Origin of the sequence: Sphingomonas sanxanigenens DSM 19645 = NX02, assembly GCF_000512205.2 — a bacterium.
Taxonomy (GTDB): domain Bacteria; phylum Pseudomonadota; class Alphaproteobacteria; order Sphingomonadales; family Sphingomonadaceae; genus Sphingomonas_D; species Sphingomonas_D sanxanigenens.
In genome coordinates this window covers 2,600,928-2,619,038 of the sequence record NZ_CP006644.1, presented here as the reverse complement: position 1 = coordinate 2,619,038, position 18,111 = coordinate 2,600,928, and the positions used below count along the sequence as shown (strand labels likewise).

Here is an 18,111-nt window from a genome sequence, read left to right as displayed (position 1 = left end):
GCTACTTCGCGACCGACACCTTGTAGACCATCACATGATGGTAGGGCTTGCCTGGATCGACCCGCGCCGAGAGAAATTTCGGCTGGTTCGGCGCATCGGGAAACTTCTGCGGTTCCAGTGCGATGCCGTCCCCCATGCGGTAGAGCGCGCCGCCCTTGCCGACATAGGTGCCGTCGAGGAAGTTGCCGGTGTAGAACTGCACGCCGGGCTCGGTGGTCAGCACCTCCAGCACGCGGCCCGACGCCGGATCTTCCAGCCGCGCGGCCAGTTCGGGCTTGGCGGTCGCACCCTTGTCGAGCGCATAGTTGTGATCATAGCCGTGGCCGAAGCGGATCTGTTCGTCGCGGCCGTCGCGGATGCCAGGAACGAGCGCGTGGGGCGCCCGGAAGTCGAACACCGTGCCCTCGACCGCGCGCAGCTCGCCGGTCGGGATCAGCTTGTCGTTGACCGGCGTGTAGGCCTTCGCCGGGATCGTCAGCACATGGTTCTCGGCGGTACCGCCGCCCGCCAGATTGAACAGCGCATGATTGGTCATGTTGACGACCGTTGGCTTGTCGGTGGTCGCGTCGAAGCTGATCGTCAGCGCGCCTTGTTCGTCCAGCGCATAGGTGACAGTCACGTCGAGCGCGCCCGGATAGCCTTGCTCGCCGTCCGCACTCTTGTAGCTGAGTACGACGCTGGCCGAGGGGCCGCTCTTCAGAGAGCGCACCGACCAGGCAACCTTGTCGAAGCCCTTTTCACCGCCATGCAGCGAGTTGACCTTGTCGTTCAGCGGCAGTTGGTAGGCCTTGCCGTCGAGCGTGAAGCGGCCGCCGGAGATGCGGTTCGCATAGCGCCCGACGGTGACACCGAAATAATTGGGCTGCTCGACATAGCCGTCGAGCTTGTCATAGCCGAGCAGGATGTCGGTGGGCTTGCCGGCCCGGTCGGGCGCAACCATCGTCTGCAACGTCGCGCCATAGGTGAGGATCGTCGCCGAGACGCCATGGCTGTTCTTGAGGGTGATCGCTTCGATCGCGGTGCCGTCCGCCAGCTTGCCCGCCGGCGCCCGGCTGGCTTCGCCCGCGATCGCCGCTCCGTTCGCCAGTTGCACCGCGGCCAGAAACGCCACCGCGCCCAACAGCCTGCTCACCTTCCGCATTGCCTTCTCCCCGTCGCTGGCGCCCGTCGCCGCGGCTTGGCGCCTCTCTTGTCCGACTATTCTGACAAGCGCAAGTCGGGCGCTCAGCGCTCCATCGAGCTGCGCGTATCCTCGAGTGCGAGGTCCACAAGCGTGCGCATCGCGGTTGCCGCCGCATCCGCGTCACCGACGGCGATCGCGTCGTAGACGCGGGCATGATCGGGGATCGGATTGCGCGGCAGCGCGCGCGACCGCTGCTTGAACTGCGTCGTCCAGTTGACTGCGGCGCCGATGCTTGCGGTCAGCGCCATCAGTGCGTCGTTGTGCGTCGCCTGCAATATGGCGTTGTGGAAATCGCGATCGGCGGCGCGGCCGGCATCGGTCGCCAATGTGAAGCGCCGCATCGCCGCCAGCGCATCCTTCATCGCCTTCAGGTCGGCGCGGTCGCGCCGTTCGGCCGCCAGCCGCGCCGCGGCGGGCTCGACGATGGCGCGCAATTCGAACAGGTTTCGCACGAAATCGATGTCCGGCTCACCGGCGAACGCCCAGGCGAGCACATCGGGATCGAGCAGGTTCCAGCGGTTGCGCGGCAGCACCCGCGTGCCGGCCTTCGGACGGCTCTCGACCAGTCCCTTCGCCGTCAGCACCTGCACCGCCTCCCGATAGGCACTGCGCGATACTTCGAGTTCCTCGGCGAAGGCGACTTCGCCCGAGAGCGTATCGCCGGGCGCATATTCGCCCGAAAGGATGGCGACGCCGAGCTTATGGGCGACGGCGCCGTGCAGGCGGCGACCGGGGCCGCGGGTTGGACGCGGCGCGGGTACGCCTGCTGTCTCGCCCTTGTCCTCGTCCGCCGCATTCGATGGGATCATCGCCATCCTCCCCGCGTCACACCTAACAGCGAAGGTGGAGCCGGGAAACGACAAACATTGCCAATGCGCGCTTGCTCTAATATGTCGGAGTAAATAAGCCGACGCGCGATGGAGGCCGGTGGCCGTGGCATGCGGACCGCGCGTTTGGCCGACGCCTGAAGGGGAGAATGTTGATGGCTTTCCGTTTGCTGCAGCAGCGCGGTGCCGACGGTGCGCGCGCGGTGATCGCCGCCGAGGGCGATGCCGCCTGGATCGTGCTCGGCGTCGAGAACGTCCGCGCGCTCGCGCTGGAGGCGATCGCGGCGGGGCAGGGGCTGGCCGATGCGGTCGCGGCGCGCGGCAAGGGCGCCGCCGTCGACATCGCCGCCGAGGCCCGGGCCGGCCGGCTGCTCGCCCCGATCGACCATGAGGATCCCGCCCATCTGTGGATGACCGGCACGGGCCTCACCCATCTCGGTTCCGCCGAGGGGCGCGACAAGATGCACCGCGAGGCGGCGGCCGCCGCCACCAAGACCGACTCGATGCGGATGTTTCTGGAAGGGCTGGAGGGCGGCAAGCCCGCGGCCGGCAGCTTCGGCCAGCAGCCCGAATGGTTCTACAAGGGCGATGGTTCGCAACTCGTCGGCCCCGGCGCGCCGCTGACGATGCCGCCCTTCGCCAAGGATGGCGGCGAGGAGCCGGAACTGGCCGGCATCTATGTGATCGGTCCTGACGGCACGCCGTTCCGGCTTGGCCTGTGCCTTGCCAACGAGTTCAGCGACCATGTCACCGAGCGCCACAACTATCTGTGGCTCGCCCATTCCAAGCTGCGCCAGGCGGCGATCGGCGCCGAGCTGCTGGTCGGTGCGCCGCCGGCGGGTGTCGAGGGCACCAGCCGCATCCTGCGCGATGGCGAGATCCTGTGGGAAAAGCCCTTCCTTTCGGGCGAGGCCAACATGTCGCACACGCTCGCCAATCTGGAGGCGCATCACTTCAAATATGCGTTGTTCCGCAAGCCGGGCGACGTCCACGTCCATTTCTTCGGCACGGCGACCCTGTCGTTCAGCGACGGCATCCAGACGCAGCCGGGGGACGTGTTCGAGATCGCGGCGGCGCCCTTCACATTGCCGCTGGCCAACCCGCTGGCCCGCAGCGCTGGGGAAGCCGTTCCGGTCGCCGTCAAGGCGCTCTGAGCGATGGATCCGATCCGGATCGCGGTGGTCGGGCTCGGCAAGATCGCGCGGGACCAGCATCTGCCGGCGATCGCGGGCAACGGCACGTTCAGCCTCGCAGCGACGGTCAGCCCGCACGATCATGCGATCGAGGGGGTGCCGCATCTCGCCAGCCTCGACGCCTTGCTTGCCGAAGGACCGGCGGTGGATGCCGTCGCGCTGTGCACGCCGCCGCAGGTCCGCCATGACCTGGCGGTCGCGGCCCTGAAGCGCGGCGTGCATGTGTTCCTGGAAAAGCCGCCGGGCGCGACCTTGAGCGAGGTCGCGGCGCTGCAGGTGCGCGCCGACAGGGTGGGCGCATCGCTGTTCGCCGCCTGGCACGCGCGCTTTGCGGCCGGCGTCGCGCCGGCGCGGGCCTGGCTGGCGGAGCGGCGCATCGATCGCGTGCAGGTCACGTGGCGCGAGGATGTCCGCGTCTGGCACCCCGGGCAGGCCTGGATCTGGGAGCCGGGCGGGCTCGGCGTGTTCGATCCGGGGATCAATGCGCTCTCGATCGTCACCCATATCCTGCCGCGGCCGATCTTCCTCAAGGCGGCGACGCTGACCCTGCCGGAAAACCGCGCCGCGCCGATCGCCGCCGAACTGCACCTGCTCGACACCGCGGACGCGCCGATCACGGTCGATTTCGACTGGCGCCAGACCGGGCCGCAGCTCTGGGACATCATCGTCGAGACCGATGCCGGGACCTTGCGGCTGTCGCAGGGCGGCGCGGTGCTCGCGCTGCCGAGCGGCACCGAGCATGGCGAGGACGTCGAATATGCCGGGCTCTACAGCCGTTTCGCCAATCTGATCCGGGGCGGATGCAGCGATGTCGATACCGACCCGCTGCGCATCGTGGCCGACGCCTTCCTGTGCGGCCGCCGCCTGACGACGCAAGCCTTTCACGACTGAACCAAGGGAGAGGGACACAATGATTGCCACCTTGCGCCGCGCCACCGCCGCGCTGCTGCTGTCGACCGCCGCACTTGCGGCGCCGGCAACGGCGCAGACCGCCACCGAGGACGCCGCCACCGCCACGATCAGCGCGGACAAGCCGGGTCCGGTCTATGACCGCCGCATCTTCACCCAGTTCGCCGAGCATCTGGGGCACGGCATCTATGAGGGGCTGTGGGTGGGCAACGACCGCGCGATCCCCAACACCAACGGTTTCCGCAACGACGTGATCGCGGCGCTCAGGCAGCTCTCCGTGCCGGTGGTGCGCTGGCCGGGCGGTTGCTTCGCGGACGAATATCATTGGCGGGAGGGTGTCGGCGCGCGCGCCAAGCGCCCGGTGAAGATCAACACCCATTGGGGCGGCGTGACCGAACCCAACACCGTCGGCACGCACGAGTTCATGGAACTGGTCCGCCAGATGGGCTCGGAGGCCTATATCTCGGGCAATGTCGGCAACGGGACCCCGCAGGAAATGGCGGAGTGGGTGGAATATATCACCTCGCCCGCCGGCAGCCTGGCCGATGAGCGCGCGCGCAACGGCCACAAGGAGCCCTGGGCGCTGCCCTATTTCGGCATCGGCAACGAATTGTGGGGCTGCGGCGGCAATATGCGCGCCGAATATGCGGCGGACGTCACCCGCCGCTATGCGACCTTCATCAAGGCGCCGGCCGGCACCAAGATCCTCAAGATCGCATCGGGCGCGAACGGCGACGACGTGTCCTGGACCGAGACGATGATGAAGATGGCGGCCGACAAGGTCGATGCCTTGTCGCTGCACTATTACACCGTCCCCGGCGGCTGGCCGCCGCGCCATTCCGCGGTCGACTTCGACGAGGCCGGCTGGGCCGAGACGCTCGCCGGCACGCGCAAGATGGAGGAACTGATCTCCAGGCATAGCGCGGTCATGGACAAATATGATCCGCAGAAGCGCGTCTGGCTCGCGGTGGACGAATGGGGCACCTGGTACGCCGGTGATCCCGGCACCAACCCCGGCTTCCTGCGCCAGCAGAACACGCTGCGCGACGCGCTGGTCACCTCGATCAACCTCGACATCTTCGCGCGCCATGCCGATCGCGTGAAGATGACGGCGATCGCGCAGATGGTGAACGTGCTGCAGGCGATGATCCTGACCGACGGCCGGAAGATGGTGCTGACGCCCACCTATCATGTCTTCGAGATGTACAAGCCCTATCAGGACGCGACGGTGCTGCCGATCGAGATCGACTCGCCCTGGTATGCCAAGGATGCGTGGAACATGCCGGCGGTCAGCGGATCGGCGGTGCGCGCGAAGGATGGCAAGGTCCATGTCGGCCTCTCCAACTTGGACCCCAACAAGCCGCATACGATCACGGTGAAGCTGCAAGGCCTCTCCGCGACGGGCGTGACCGGCCGGGTGCTGACCGCGAACGCGATGAACGCGCTCAACAGCTTCGACGCGCCGGACACGGTGAAGCCGGTGCCGTTCAACGGTGCGCGGATCGACGGCGGCACGCTCAGCGTGACCTTGCCGGCGAAGTCGGTGGTGATGCTCGACCTGCAGTGACGATAACGGGCGTGCGGTTCGCTGCCGCGCGCCCGTCCCTCGACCCGATAGACATAAAGTGCCAAGGCCGATCGGCGATGAAGCGATCGATCATGGCGGATCGCGCCGGTCGCACGAAGGAGCGCAGCCATGACGTTCGATCTTTCCCGCCGGCTGTTTCTGGGCGCCGCGGCTGCCGTGACCGCAACCCCCGCCGGGGTGCTGGCCGCGAAGCCGGCGGCGAAGCGTGGCGCGCTGCCTGAAAACCCGCTGGTGCGCCAGCGCGCCGATGCGCAGATCTTCCGCCACGCGGACGGTCTTTACTACATGACCGCGTCGGTGCCCGAATATGACCGGCTGATCCTGCGCCGGTCCAGGACGATCGCCGGGCTGTCGACGGCGGAGGAAGCCGTGCTGTGGCGCCGCCCGGCGAGCGGCAGGCTGGCAGGCTATATCTGGGCGCCCGAACTCCATTTCATCGACGGGCGGTGGTATATGTATTTCGCCGCCGGCGATGGCGGCGCGCCGTTCCGCATCCGCACCTATGTGCTGCGCTGCCTGGGCGCCGACGCCATCACCGGCACGTGGGAGGTGATGGGGCAGCTCGAGACGCCGTGGGACACGTTCACGCTCGATTCCACCGTCTTCCTCCACCGCGGCACCCGCTATATCTGCTGGGCGCAGAAGGAGCCGGGGGTCGAGACGAACTCGAACCTCTATCTGGCGCCGCTGGCGACGCCGACGACGCTGAAACGCGCGCCGACGCGACTGACCGTGCCGACGCTGCCGTGGGAGATCCGCGGCTTCAAGGTTGCGGAAGGTGCAGCCCCCCTGATCCGCAACGGCCGGCTGTTCCTGACCTATTCGGCAAGCGCCACCGACGCGCGCTATTGCCTGGGCATGCTGACCGCACCGGACGATGCCGATTTGATGGATCCGCGCGCGTGGACCAAGTCTCCGGACCCCGTCTTCGTCACCTCGCGCGAGACCAGCGTCTACGGCCCCGGCCACAACAGCTTCACGGTCGACGAGCAGGGCAGGGACGTGCTCGTCTATCACGGTCGCGACTATGAAGCGATCAAGGGCGATCCGCTGTTCGATCCCAACCGCCATACCCGCGTCCAGCGGCTCTATTATCGCGCGGACGGCACGCCGGATTTCGGGATTCCGGTCGGCAACGGCGCGCTGCCCGAACGCTTTTCGCCGGCAGCCGCTCCCGGCCGGTTCCTCGCTCAGGTCGGTGGCATGCTGAGCGTCGGCGCGGCGGCGCTGCCCGCTACGCAGTTCCGCTCGCTGAAGGCGGGCGACGCGCTGATGCTCTCGCCGATCGAGCAGCCGCACCATGTCGTCGCAGTCGGCGCCGACCGCAAGGTGGGGCTGGTGCGCAACGACGGCAGCGCCGATGTGCTCCGCCGCGCCGCGCTGATCAGGGAGAACGCGCCCGATGGCAGTGTCCGCTGGCTGTCGCGGGCCGGCGGCGGTGCGCTGGCGCCCACGGCGGACGGGCTTGGTGTCACGGTGCGGAACGACGCCACGGCACGCTGGCGCGCCGACTGAACCTCGCCCGTGTTGCACGTCCGGCGCATATCTTGCGACCATCCTGCTCGCGCCGTCGCGGCGGCGTGCGCGGCAGTTGCGGCTGAGGCAGCGGAAAAAAGACCGGCCCCGGCGATGCGCCGGGGCCGGTCTCGCGGGCCCACCGCCTCCTTAGAACTTGTAACCCACCGAAAAGATCAGCTGGCGGGGCGGAATGAAGGTCTCCATCACCTGCGCGCTGCCATACGGATCTGAGAAGCGCGAGTTCACGCCATCCTTGTTGAACAGGTTGGTGGCGCGGAAGGTGAAGTTCACGCCGGGCTCTTCAAGCTCATAGCGGAGCATCACGTTGACCTGGCTGTAGGAGGGCGTGATGTCGATGCCGGAGTCGTTGAACAGACGGTACTGATATTTGCCGCGATAGATGTATTGCGCGCGGGCGGTGGCCAGGCCGGGGCCGACTTCCGCCGTGTAGGTGGCGGCAAGGCTGCCCTGCCAGCGCGGCAGCTTGGGCACGCGGTTGCCGTTGATGTTGCGGCGCGCGGCGTCGCGGGCGACCGAGGCGGCGTAGAAGTTGGTCCAGAACAGATAGTCCGGATAGCCTGCGGCGATCTGCGCCGCGTTCGCCGCGCCGGGATCGAGCGCGTCATAGTCGGAGGTGAACTCGCCCTCCAGCCAGGACACCGAGCCGTCGAAGCGCAGGTTCTCCGTCGCGAGCCATGAGCCTTCCATCTCGACGCCATAGACGCGGGCCTTCGGCGCATTGGAAATGCCTTCGCCGAACAGCACCGGATCCTCTTCGAGGAACTGCATATTCTTGTAATTGTAGAGGAAGGCCGAGGCGTTGAGCTGGACGCTGTTGCCGAAAAAGCGGTTCTTCGTGCCGATTTCGAACGAGTCGACCGTTTCCGCCTCGTAGGTCGGCTGGATCGCGTCGGTCCAGCCGAAGATGTAATAGGCGCTGTCGCCCGCCGAGGCGGAACTGTTGATGCCGCCGGGCTTGAAGCCGCGCGTGTAGCTTGCATAGACCATGTTCTGCGGGGTGAACTGATAGTCGAGCGCCAGCTTGCCGGTCCATTCGTCCGCGGAGCGCGGGCTGGTCGGCGCGGGCTGCAGATAGTTGCCCGAGGTTGCGCTGCTGCTGCCGCCGGAGGCGCTCGAATAGAGCCCCTTGGCATGGTCATGGTTGTAGCGGATGCCCGCGGTCAGCTTGAGCTGGTCGGTGAAATCATAGGTCGCCTGGCCGAACGCCGCCCACTGCTCGCGCTTGATCTGCGAGAGCTCGGCGAAGGTCAGCGTCGAGACTTCGGGGCTGTCGAAGGGCGTGTCGATCGGCAGCGGCGGCCGCAGGATGTTGCTGTCGTTGGCGCGATACTCGACGATGTACTGGTCGTTGGTCGACTGCAGATAGACGGCGCCGGCGACCCACTGGAACGGGCCGTTGCCCGATGAGGAGAAGTTGACCTCCTGCGTCCAGCTTTCGGTGTCGGTCTGCCACAGCGCGACATGGTCGTAGCGGTTGCCGGTGAAGCTGATCGGGCTGTAGGTCAGGTCGTAGAACAGGTCGGCGGTCAGGCCGTCGCCGTCCCAGGCCTGCTCGCTGTGCAGCTTCTGGTAGCTGGTGATCGCCTTGAACACCGCGAAGGGCAGGTTCCATTTGAGCGTGGCGGTGTAGAGTTCGGTCTTCACCTCCGAGCGGCCGGTATAGTCCTGCGTCAGGATGCGCGGATCGGGCTCCGGATCGAGGATGTTCTTCTGCGCCGGCCCGTTCGTGTCGCTGTCATACTGGATGGTGTTGAGCGTGATCGAGAAATCGCTGGTCGGCTGCCAGATCGCACCCACGCGCCAGCCGAGCTCGTCCGCATCGTCCAGCTCATATTTGTCGAAGCCGGGCACGCCGGTCGCATAGGCATAGCCGTCATGCTTCATATACTGGATCGCGCCGCGCACCGCGAAGGTCTCGCCGATTGGCACGTTGACCGCCGCATCGCCCTCGAACCAGCCATGATTGCCGGCACCAATATTGGCCTTCCCGGTCAGTTCGTCGGGCGAGGGTGCGACCGAGACGACGTTGATCGTGCCGCCGGTCGAGCCCTGGCCGAACAAGGTGCCCTGCGGCCCGCGAAGCACCTCGACCTGGGCGACGTCGATGAACGCCGCGCTCGCCGCGATCGAGTTGAAGATATAGGCGCCGTCGACATGGTAGGAGACGCCCGGCTGGGTGTTGGTGTTCTCCGGCGTTTCCGAGCCGATGCCGCGGATCGAGATGATCCGCTCGCCGCCGCCGCTGCGCGCGACGACGAGGCCCGGCACCGTGCCGTTGAGGCCGGTGATGTCGGTGATGTTGGCGGCCTTCAGCGTATCCGCCGTGATCGCGGTGACCGAGAGCGGCGCCTGCTGCAGGTTGACGTCGCGGCGCTCTGCGGTGACGACGATCTCCGCCAGTTCGCCCGGCTCGGCGGCGGCCGCGGCGGGCTCGGGTGCCGGTGCAGCCTCCTCTGCCCGGGCGGCTCCCGCGGTGAACGCGAGCAGCGACACGCCCGCAGCGAGTACGCACCAGCTCTTATGAATCTGTCTTGCCATGGAAGACCCCCCGGAAATTTGTTGCTTTGCCCTCTCCGGCTGCGGTCTGATTTTTCTGGTCACCGCTTGCATCAAATCTGTTCCGCGAAGGGGTAAGGGGTCTTGAGCCCCGGCGAATAAGAAATTGACCGCGGTGCGATCGGTCGGTGCCAAGGAACCGTCATGAACCGCTGCTAGGTGGCACGATTCTGTTGCGCGGGCCGCTGGCGGCGCCCCGGGACCGGCGCTTTCGATCGTGCGGGGCGGACGGCGGGTGAGCGCATTGCCGCCGGCGCGCAGGAGAACGGGTTCCGTGCGCCTGCGTCAAAGTCGCGAGGGGGCTGGCGACAAGAATGCGCGCGGGCGCTGGTGCCGGCCGCCGCTCTTGTCTCCGGCGATCTTTTGCATGAACCTGTGTGCGACGACGCTTCCGGGAGGATGCCATGCTGACCCGTCGCACGCTGTTGGGAACCGGGCTGTTGCTGCAGGCGGCGCTGGCCCTGCCTGCGTGCGGCGGTGGCGATCCGGGTACGGCGCCGGATCGGCGTGAGACGGCGACGCCGCAGGCCGCACCGAGGCCGGCATGGCATCTGGAAGGCGACAGCTATGTCGCCCCTCGCGGCAAGACGCATTTCCTGGGCCACTTCATCGAGCAGGTGCTTGGTGAAACGGTGGAGAACAGCGCGGTCAGCGGCGCCAGCTTCCGCCAGATCGGCGATCGCATCCTCGCGGCGACCGACCTGCGGGCCAATCCGCTGCTGATCTGGGATGGCGCCGCGGTCGGCCGCACGCTCGGCTCGATCGACATGGAACTGGGCGTCGTCGACGAGATCGTCCGCTTCAAGGCGCCCCACAGGAATTGGCTGCTGATCCCGTCGGTGGTGACCCGCGAGCAGCCCAACGCCGCTCAGGTCTGCAAGGATATGGCAGCGCTGCGCGATGCGCTCGCCTCCGACTATGGTCCGATCCATGTCTTCGACGCGCTGCCGGTCCTGCAGGGGTTGGCAAACGGCACGGAAAGCGACCGTGCCGACGTCAGCGCCGGCCTCGTGCCCGGGTCGGTGCTGATCGACGGCCGTCACCTCGGCGACGCCGGGCTGGCGGCGGTGGTCAACGCGCTGACCCGCGCGGGCGGCCCGATGGTCGCGGTGCGCGACCTCTAATCGAATCGCGCCGACCCGCTTGCGGGATTTCCCGATCTGTTGGACACCCGCTGCCGCATAGGTGCGGGGGACATCGATGATCACACGTCGTACGCTGTTACGAAACGGCCTGCTGTCGACTGCGGCGCTGGCGGTACCGGGCTGTGGCGGGGGAGGTTCAGGGGGATCCGCCCCGACGCCCACGCCCACGCCGGGATCCACGCCGACGCCGGCACCCGTTCCGGTGCCCACTCCCACGCCGACCCCAACGCCGGCGCCCACCCCGACACCGACGCCCATACCAACGCCGACGCCGACGCCCGTGCCGGCACCGACACCCACCCCAACGCCAACGCCCTTACCGACCCCCACGCCAACGCCGACACCTGCTCCGACCCCCACGCCAACGCCGGCACCCACGCCGACACCAACGCCAACGCCCGGGCCGACGCTGATCAAATGGCACCTGGAGGGCGACAGCTACATGGCGTACCGCGGCAACGGTCTCTATCTGGGCCGGTTCGTTGAGAGCAACCTCAGGGAAGCCGTCTACAACACCGCCGTCAGCGGCTCGAGTTTCAGCCAGATCGGCGCGCGGATCGATGCCGCGGGGCTGCGCGACAATCCGCTGCTGATCTGGGATGGCGCCGCCGTCGGCCGCACGCTCGGCTCGATCGGCATGGAACTGGGCGTTGTCGATGCGATCGTCCGGCTCAAGGCGCCGCGGCGCAACTGGCTGATCATTCCTTCGGTCGTCACGCCCGGTCAGGCATCCGCCGAGCGCGTGAGGGACGATATGGCCGCGCTGCGGCGCGAACTCGTCGCACGCTATGGCGACGTGCACATGTTCGATGCGCTGCCGATCCTGCAAGGGCTCGCGGACGGATCGGAACAGGACAGGGCAGACGTGGCGCGCGGGATGGTGCCGTCGTCGGTGCTGATCGACGGATTGCATCTGGCGCGGCCGGCGCTCGTCGCTTTGGCCGACGCGCTGACCCGCGCGGGCGGCCCGATGGCGACCGTCCGCGATCTGTGAGCTAGCCGAGCACCGCGACGCTCGTCAGCACCAGCCGCACCAGATCCGCCTGACCGCGTGTGGCGGTCTTGGCGTAGAGCCGTTTGGAATAGTTGCGCGCGGTCTCGATGGTCAGGCCGAGCATCGGCGCCGCCTCGGCCAGGCTGTGCCCATCCGCCAGCAGCAGCGCGAGCCGTGCCTCGCCGATCGCCAGCCCGTGCAGCTTGGCCAGCAGCGGGACGTGATGCGGCCCGATCGGCGGCTGGCTGCGCGACAGCGCGACGAGCGCGGGGAGGGCCAGTGCCGCGAGCGGCTGTTCGGGGACGGGTACCGCGATGATCCGCGCGCCGTCGTCGGTGTCGAGGTCGATCGCTTCGGGCGGATGATCGGCATGCGCGGCGAAGGCGTGCGCGGCGCGGGTGACGGCACGGTCCGCCTCGACCGAACCGACGTGCAGGCGCCGGCCCACGCCTTCGGCGCCCGAGCCCGCAAGCACACGGCCGTCGCCATCGAGCGCGCGCCAGCCGATGCCGGCGCGGCGCAGCGCATCCTCGGCCACGTTGATACGGAAACGCGCCTGTTCGAGCGCGAGGAAGTTGCGCAGTGCGATGCCGAGATGCGGCGCGAGCGACCCGACCAGCGCCGCGTCCGCCGCGCCGAAATCCTCCTTCTGGCGGGAAATCACCACCCACAGGCTCGAACCGCCGGGCTCGGTTACGCGCATGAAGCGGCCGTAACGCACACCGATCCGCTCCATATACTCGCGGCGGAAGCGATCGTGCCGCATGTCGGCGGGGTCGATCATTTCCTCGGGCGAATAGACCCGGCCCGGGCGAAGCCGATCGTAGCGGATCGGGTCGAGCGTCGCGAGCTCGGCCAGCCGCTCGGCCTCGGCGCGGACGTCGCGGCCGGCGAACAGCTGGGTCGCGCGGTGCATCGGCGCGTCGCCCTGACGGAAGATCAACGACGCATAGTCGGCCCGCGTGCGCGCGCGCAGGCGCAGGAGGAAGGTCTGCCAGAGCGGCTGATCGTGCATACCCTCGTGCAGCGCCGTGAGCAGTTCGTTCTCGTCGGTGCGGGAGAGCGCCATCTACCTCCCATATGGGAGGTTCGTTGAATTGTCACGGCGCTAGGAGGAGCAGCGAGCGCCAAGAACAACGGACATGGCTGATGCTGGCTACCAAGACATTGACCCACCTCGAACGGCTGGAGGCGGAATCCATCGACATCCTGAGGGAAGTGGTCGCCGAATGCGAAAAGCCGGTGATGCTCTATTCGGTGGGCAAGGATTCCGCCGTGATGCTTCACCTGGCCCGCAAGGCCTTCTATCCGTCGCCGCCGCCATTTCCGCTGCTGCACGTCGATACGACGTGGAAGTTCCAGGCGATGTACGAACTGCGCGACCGGATGGCGCGAGAAAGCGGCATGGAACTGCTCGTCTACCAGAACCCCGAGGCGCAGGCGCGCGGGATCAATCCGTTCGATCATGGCGCGCTCCATACCGACATGTGGAAGACCGAGGGGCTGAAGCAGGCGCTCGACCTTTATGGCTTCGACGCGGCGTTCGGCGGCGCGCGGCGCGACGAGGAGAAGAGCCGCGCCAAGGAGCGCGTGTTCAGCTTCCGCTCGGCCAATCATCGCTGGGATCCCAAGAACCAGCGGCCGGAGCTGTGGAATCTCTACAACGCCAGGAAGGCGAAGGGCGAATCGATCCGCGTCTTCCCGATCTCGAACTGGACCGAGCTCGACATCTGGCAATATATCCAGCTCAACGACGTGCCGATCGTGCCGCTCTATTTCGCGGCGAAGCGCCCGACCGTGGAGCGCGACGGCATGCTGCTGATGGTCGATGACGATCGCTTCCCGCTGAAACCGGGCGAGGTGCCCGTCGAGCGCTCGATCCGCTTCCGCACGCTGGGCTGCTACCCGCTGACCGGCGCGGTGGAGAGCGAGGCGGCGAACCTGTCCGAAGTGATCCAGGAAATGCTGCTGACCACCACATCCGAACGGCAGGGCCGCGCGATCGACAAGGATGCCGGCGGTGCCGGCATGGAGAAGAAGAAGCAGGAGGGGTATTTCTGATGAGCGATACCTTGGAACAGGAAAGCGCCTACCAGGTCGATGCCCTGATCGCCGAAGACATCGACGCCTATCTGGAACTGCACCAGCACAAGACGCTGTTGCGCTTCATCACCTGCGGTTCGGTGGATGACGGAAAATCGACGCTGATCGGCCGGCTGCTCTACGACAGCAAGATGATCTTCGAGGATCAGCTTGCGGCGCTGGAAGCGGATTCGAAGCGCGTCGGCACGCAGGGGCAGGAGATCGACTTCGCGCTGCTCGTGGACGGTCTCGCCGCCGAGCGCGAGCAGGGCATCACCATCGACGTCGCCTATCGCTTCTTCTCGACGGAGAAGCGCAAGTTCATCGTCGCCGACACGCCGGGGCATGAGCAGTACACCCGCAACATGGTGACCGGCGCCTCGACCGCCGACCTCGCGGTGATCCTGATCGATGCGCGCAAGGGGGTGCTGACGCAGACGCGGCGCCATTCCTACCTTGCCCACCTCATCGGCATCCGCAACATCGTGCTCGCGGTGAACAAGATGGACCTGGTCGGATACGATCAGGCGGTGTTCGACACGATCGTCGCCGATTATCGCGCCTTCGCGGACTCGATCGGCATCGAGCGTTTCGTGCCGATGCCGATCTCGGGCTTCAAGGGCGACAACATCACCACCCTCTCGCCCAACACGCCGTGGTACAGCGGCCCGGCGCTGATGGAGCATCTGGAGACGGTGGAACTCGACCAGGTTTCCGATCAGGCGCGGCCGTTCCGCATGCCGGTGCAGTGGGTCAACCGCCCCAATCTCGACTTCCGCGGCTTTTCCGGGTTGATCGGTTCGGGCACGGTCAAGCCGGGCGACGCGGTGCGCGTTCTGCCGTCGGGCAAGACCAGCACGGTCACCCGCGTCGTCGCGTTCGACGGGGATCTGGAGCAGGGCGTCGCCGGCCAGTCGGTGACCCTGACCTTCGCCGACGAGATCGACTGCAGCCGCGGCGACGTGATCGCCGCCGCCGATGCGCCGCCGCAGGCCGCCGACCAGTTCGAGGCGACGATCGTTTGGATGGCGGATGAGGAGATGCTGCCGGGCCGGCCCTATTGGCTGAAGCTGGGCACGCAGACGGTGACCGCCAACATCCAGGCGCCCAAATATCAGGTCAACGTCAACACGATGGAGCATCTGGCGGCGAAGACGCTGGAACTCAACGCGATCGGCGTCGCCAACCTCTCGACCGACCGCAACCTCGTGTTCGAGCCCTATGCCGACAATCGCGGCCTCGGCGGCTTCATCCTGATCGACAAGATCACCAATGCCACCGTCGCCGCCGGCATGCTCCACTTCTCGCTGCGGCGTGCGCAGAACGTGCATTGGCAGCCGACCGACATGAGCCGCGAGCATCATGCCGCGATCAAGAACCAGAAGCCGGCGGTGCTGTGGTTCACGGGCCTGTCGGGCGCGGGCAAGTCGACGATCGCCAACATCGTCGAGAAGAAGCTGGCGCGGATGAACCGCCATACCTTCCTGCTCGATGGCGACAATGTCCGCCACGGCCTCAACAAGGATCTCGGCTTCACCGATGCCGACCGCGTGGAGAATATCCGCCGCGTCGGCGAGGTCGCCAAGCTGATGACCGATGCCGGGCTGATCGTGATCACTGCGTTCATCTCGCCCTTCCGGGCCGAGCGCGACATGGTCCGCAAGATGATGGCGCCGGGCGAGTTCGTCGAGATCCACATCGATACGTCGCTGGCGGATGCCGAGGCGCGTGACGTGAAGGGGCTCTATGCCAAGGCGCGGCGCGGCGATCTCAAGAACTTCACCGGCATCGACAGCCCCTATGAGCCGCCCGAGGATCCCGAGATCCGCATCGACACGACCAACATGACGCCCGAGCAGGCGGCCGACCTGATCATCGCGAGGCTGATCCCATGAGCGGTGCGTTGACCGACGGCGAACTCGCGGCGCACCTCGCCGAGACGGCGGGGCGTATCCTGCTCGCGGTGCGCGACAGCGGGCTGTTTCCGGGCAAGGCGCTGGGCGTGGCGGGGGACCAGACCGCCAACCAGTTCCTCTGCCACGCGCTGCGTGCGCAGCGCCCCGAGGATGGCCTGCTCTCCGAGGAAGAGAAGGACAATGAAGACCGACTCGCCAGGTCGCGCGTGTGGATCGTCGACCCGGTCGACGGCACCCGCGAATATGGCGAGGAGCGGGCGGATTGGGCGGTCCATGTCGGCCTCGCGATCGACGGCGTCGCAGCCCTGGGGGCGGTGGCGCTGCCGGGGCTCGATCTCGTGCTGCGATCCGACCGGCCGCAGCCGCTGCCCCCCGGCAACCGGCCGCCGCGCATGCTGGTCAGCCGCACGCGGCCGGCGCGCGAGGCGGTGGCGGTGGCCGAGCAGATCGGCGCCGAATTGCTGGCGATGGGATCGGCGGGCGCCAAGGCGATGGCGGTGGTCCGCGGCGAGGCGGACATCTACCTCCACACCGGCGGGCAATATGAGTGGGACAATTGCGCGCCGGCCGCGGTTGCCGCGGCCTATGGCCTGCACGTCAGCCGCGCGGACGGCAGCCCGCTCGTCTACAATCGCGAGAACACCTATCTGCCCGACCTGCTGATCTGCCGGCCGGAATATGCGGAGCCGGTGCTGGCGGCCTATCGCGGGGTGCTGGCCGACTGATCGGATGAGGCGCGGCCGGGCCCGTTGATCGGGTCCGGCCGCGTGGCTCACCACCTCACTCGCATTTATTGCCGCCCAGCGCGCCACCGATCGCGCCGCCGAGCCCGCCGAGGCCCCCCAGTCCGCCGAGTCCGCGCTTCTTGCACTTCTTCTTCGGCGGTTCCGCGCTGCTGCCGCTGTCGGCGCTCGCCGCTTCGTCGCCACCCAGGCCCGAAAGATCGGGGCCGCCGACCAGGAAGCTGGTGTTGGACCGATAGCGCACGCGCGCCGTCCATTCCTGGTTCCACGGCGTGCGCGGATTGGCCGGGCGCGGCGGATAGACGAAATTCGCCTCCGGCCCATAGGCGAACAAATTGCCCATCATGAATTCGGGCGCCGCCTGCCGCACCTCGGCGGGCACAATGCAGCTCGTCTGCGAAGGCGGCATCACCACCTTGCTGACGATCAGCCGGCGAACCGTTTCGGGCGGCAGCCAATCCCACAGCCCGCCGCCGAACTCCTTGGCGGCGGACGACGTCCACCATACCATTTCCTCGGGCGCGCGCTCACCCATGCCCTTCGCGCCGAACGCCCACGCATAATAGCCGGTGGCGTTGGCGATGCCGTTCCACGACAGGTTGACCGCACCGCTCGGCGCGATCACCGATCGTGCGGACAGCCCGGGCATATAATCCTGCGTCAGCGCGAACTTGATCTCCGGGCTGTAGGTGCCGGCGATGCGATGCTCGCCGATCAGGCTCGACTGCGCGGTGACCTGCTTGCTCGACGTGACGTTGGGCCATTCACCATAGGTCTTCGAATTGGTCGGCATCGGGCCGCGGTCGACGGGCACATTGGTGCTGAACAGGCCGGGCGGGACCTGGCCGGCTGCGATCCTGGCGAAATCGATCACCACCGGCTGGCCGGGGCCGGCGCGCTCACCGCAGCCCCAATAGATCAGCAGCTTGCCCTTGGGGCGCTGATATTCGGCCTCGCCGGGCGCCGTTCCCTGCCGTTCCCAGTGCAACGGCACGCTGGGGCCGAGGCCGGCGGCGGGCTGGAAGAAATGATCGGCCTTTGCCGCGCCGCCCGCCGGCGGGAGCGTTGAACCGAGGCGAAGGCGAAGTTCATGGACGACGGATCCGCCGCCACCACCGCCGCCCAGGATCGAGCCGAGCGAAGGTGCGCGGCCGCCGGCGCCGAAGCCCGAACTGGTCCCCACGTCCATCGCATAGCGCGCCTTGGGCGGGGTGACGGTCTGGCCCTGCTGGCCGAATGCGGAAACGGTGATCGAGGCTGCCCCGGCTACGCCGCCGAGCAGAACGAAAGTGATTGGGTTGCGCATCGCGACTCCTGCGGAATGAGTGTCGCGACCCGGAATTGGCCTGTTGAGCTCTGTGCGCGGGCACATAGCTTGAATGCGGGGGGACCGGAAGTGGCGTAATTCGAGAGCCGGCCCCGGGGCCGGCGGGAAG

General features: G+C 67.5%; 14 protein-coding genes. 9 read left to right on the top strand and 5 right to left on the bottom strand.

What is annotated here, in order from left to right:
- Window position 1: 1 nt before the first annotated feature.
- Both NX02_RS12060 and NX02_RS12055 read right to left on the bottom strand, forming a co-directional pair.
- Window positions 2-1,141 carry an aldose epimerase family protein gene (locus NX02_RS12060; RefSeq protein WP_025292445.1) on the bottom strand — a complete coding sequence of 380 codons (1,140 nt, stop codon included), beginning with the start codon at window positions 1,139-1,141 and terminating at the stop codon, window positions 2-4.
- An 83-nt stretch (window positions 1,142-1,224) separates the two neighbouring features.
- Complete coding sequence (locus tag NX02_RS12055) at window positions 1,225-1,992, bottom strand: FadR/GntR family transcriptional regulator (RefSeq protein ID WP_025292444.1); 768 nt, start codon at window positions 1,990-1,992, stop codon at window positions 1,225-1,227.
- 173 nt (window positions 1,993-2,165) lie between these two features.
- Here NX02_RS12055 and araD1 point away from each other — a divergent pair, with 173 nt between their 5' ends.
- From araD1 to NX02_RS12035, 4 genes are all read left to right on the top strand, one after another.
- Window positions 2,166-3,164: an AraD1 family protein gene (gene araD1 / locus NX02_RS12050; protein WP_025292443.1), complete on the top strand. Its 999-nt coding sequence runs from the start codon at window positions 2,166-2,168 to the stop codon at window positions 3,162-3,164.
- A 3-nt stretch (window positions 3,165-3,167) separates the two neighbouring features.
- The gene (locus NX02_RS12045; RefSeq protein WP_025292442.1) at window positions 3,168-4,094 is read left to right on the top strand and encodes a Gfo/Idh/MocA family protein; all 927 of its coding nucleotides are present in this window, start codon (window positions 3,168-3,170) and stop codon (window positions 4,092-4,094) included.
- Window positions 4,095-4,113: 19 nt separating this feature from the next.
- Window positions 4,114-5,679 (top strand): alpha-N-arabinofuranosidase, encoded by a 1,566-nt coding sequence (locus tag NX02_RS12040; protein ID WP_025292441.1) that lies wholly within the window; start codon window positions 4,114-4,116, stop codon window positions 5,677-5,679.
- A 129-nt stretch (window positions 5,680-5,808) separates the two neighbouring features.
- Window positions 5,809-7,215 carry a glycoside hydrolase family 43 protein gene (locus NX02_RS12035; protein ID WP_025292440.1) on the top strand — a complete coding sequence of 469 codons (1,407 nt, stop codon included), beginning with the start codon at window positions 5,809-5,811 and terminating at the stop codon, window positions 7,213-7,215.
- Window positions 7,216-7,365: 150 nt separating this feature from the next.
- On the opposite strand, the gene NX02_RS12030 is transcribed toward NX02_RS12035, so the two are convergent.
- Window positions 7,366-9,777, bottom strand: coding sequence for a TonB-dependent receptor (locus NX02_RS12030; RefSeq protein WP_025292439.1), 2,412 nt, complete (start codon window positions 9,775-9,777; stop codon window positions 7,366-7,368).
- Between the two features lie 422 nt (window positions 9,778-10,199).
- Between NX02_RS12030 and NX02_RS12025 the strand changes: the two genes are divergently transcribed.
- Window positions 10,200-10,919: a hypothetical protein gene (locus tag NX02_RS12025; RefSeq protein ID WP_025292438.1), complete on the top strand. Its 720-nt coding sequence runs from the start codon at window positions 10,200-10,202 to the stop codon at window positions 10,917-10,919.
- Window positions 10,920-11,382: 463 nt separating this feature from the next.
- Window positions 11,383-11,934, top strand: a complete 552-nt coding sequence (locus tag NX02_RS32975; RefSeq protein WP_025292437.1) for a hypothetical protein — start codon at window positions 11,383-11,385, stop codon at window positions 11,932-11,934.
- A gap of 1 nt (window position 11,935) precedes the next feature.
- On the opposite strand, the gene NX02_RS12015 is transcribed toward NX02_RS32975, so the two are convergent.
- Window positions 11,936-13,003 (bottom strand): helix-turn-helix transcriptional regulator, encoded by a 1,068-nt coding sequence (locus NX02_RS12015; RefSeq protein WP_025292436.1) that lies wholly within the window; start codon window positions 13,001-13,003, stop codon window positions 11,936-11,938.
- Between the two features lie 80 nt (window positions 13,004-13,083).
- On the opposite strand from NX02_RS12015, the gene cysD reads away from it, so the two are divergent.
- From cysD to NX02_RS12000, 3 genes are read left to right on the top strand one after another with little or no spacing between them, the layout of a single operon-like run.
- Window positions 13,084-13,995: a sulfate adenylyltransferase subunit CysD gene (gene cysD / locus NX02_RS12010; protein ID WP_025292435.1), complete on the top strand. Its 912-nt coding sequence runs from the start codon at window positions 13,084-13,086 to the stop codon at window positions 13,993-13,995.
- Window positions 13,995-15,911, top strand: a complete 1,917-nt coding sequence (gene cysN / locus NX02_RS12005; protein ID WP_025292434.1) for a sulfate adenylyltransferase subunit CysN — start codon at window positions 13,995-13,997, stop codon at window positions 15,909-15,911. The genes cysD and cysN overlap by 1 nt, the downstream gene beginning before the upstream one ends.
- Window positions 15,908-16,657 (top strand): 3'(2'),5'-bisphosphate nucleotidase CysQ, encoded by a 750-nt coding sequence (locus NX02_RS12000; RefSeq protein WP_025292433.1) that lies wholly within the window; start codon window positions 15,908-15,910, stop codon window positions 16,655-16,657. Before cysN ends, NX02_RS12000 begins: the two co-directional genes overlap by 4 nt.
- A 55-nt stretch (window positions 16,658-16,712) precedes the next feature.
- Here the strand turns inward: NX02_RS12000 and NX02_RS11995 are convergent, their stop codons facing one another.
- Window positions 16,713-17,981: a hypothetical protein gene (locus NX02_RS11995; protein ID WP_025292432.1), complete on the bottom strand. Its 1,269-nt coding sequence runs from the start codon at window positions 17,979-17,981 to the stop codon at window positions 16,713-16,715.
- Window positions 17,982-18,111: the final 130 nt, after the last annotated feature.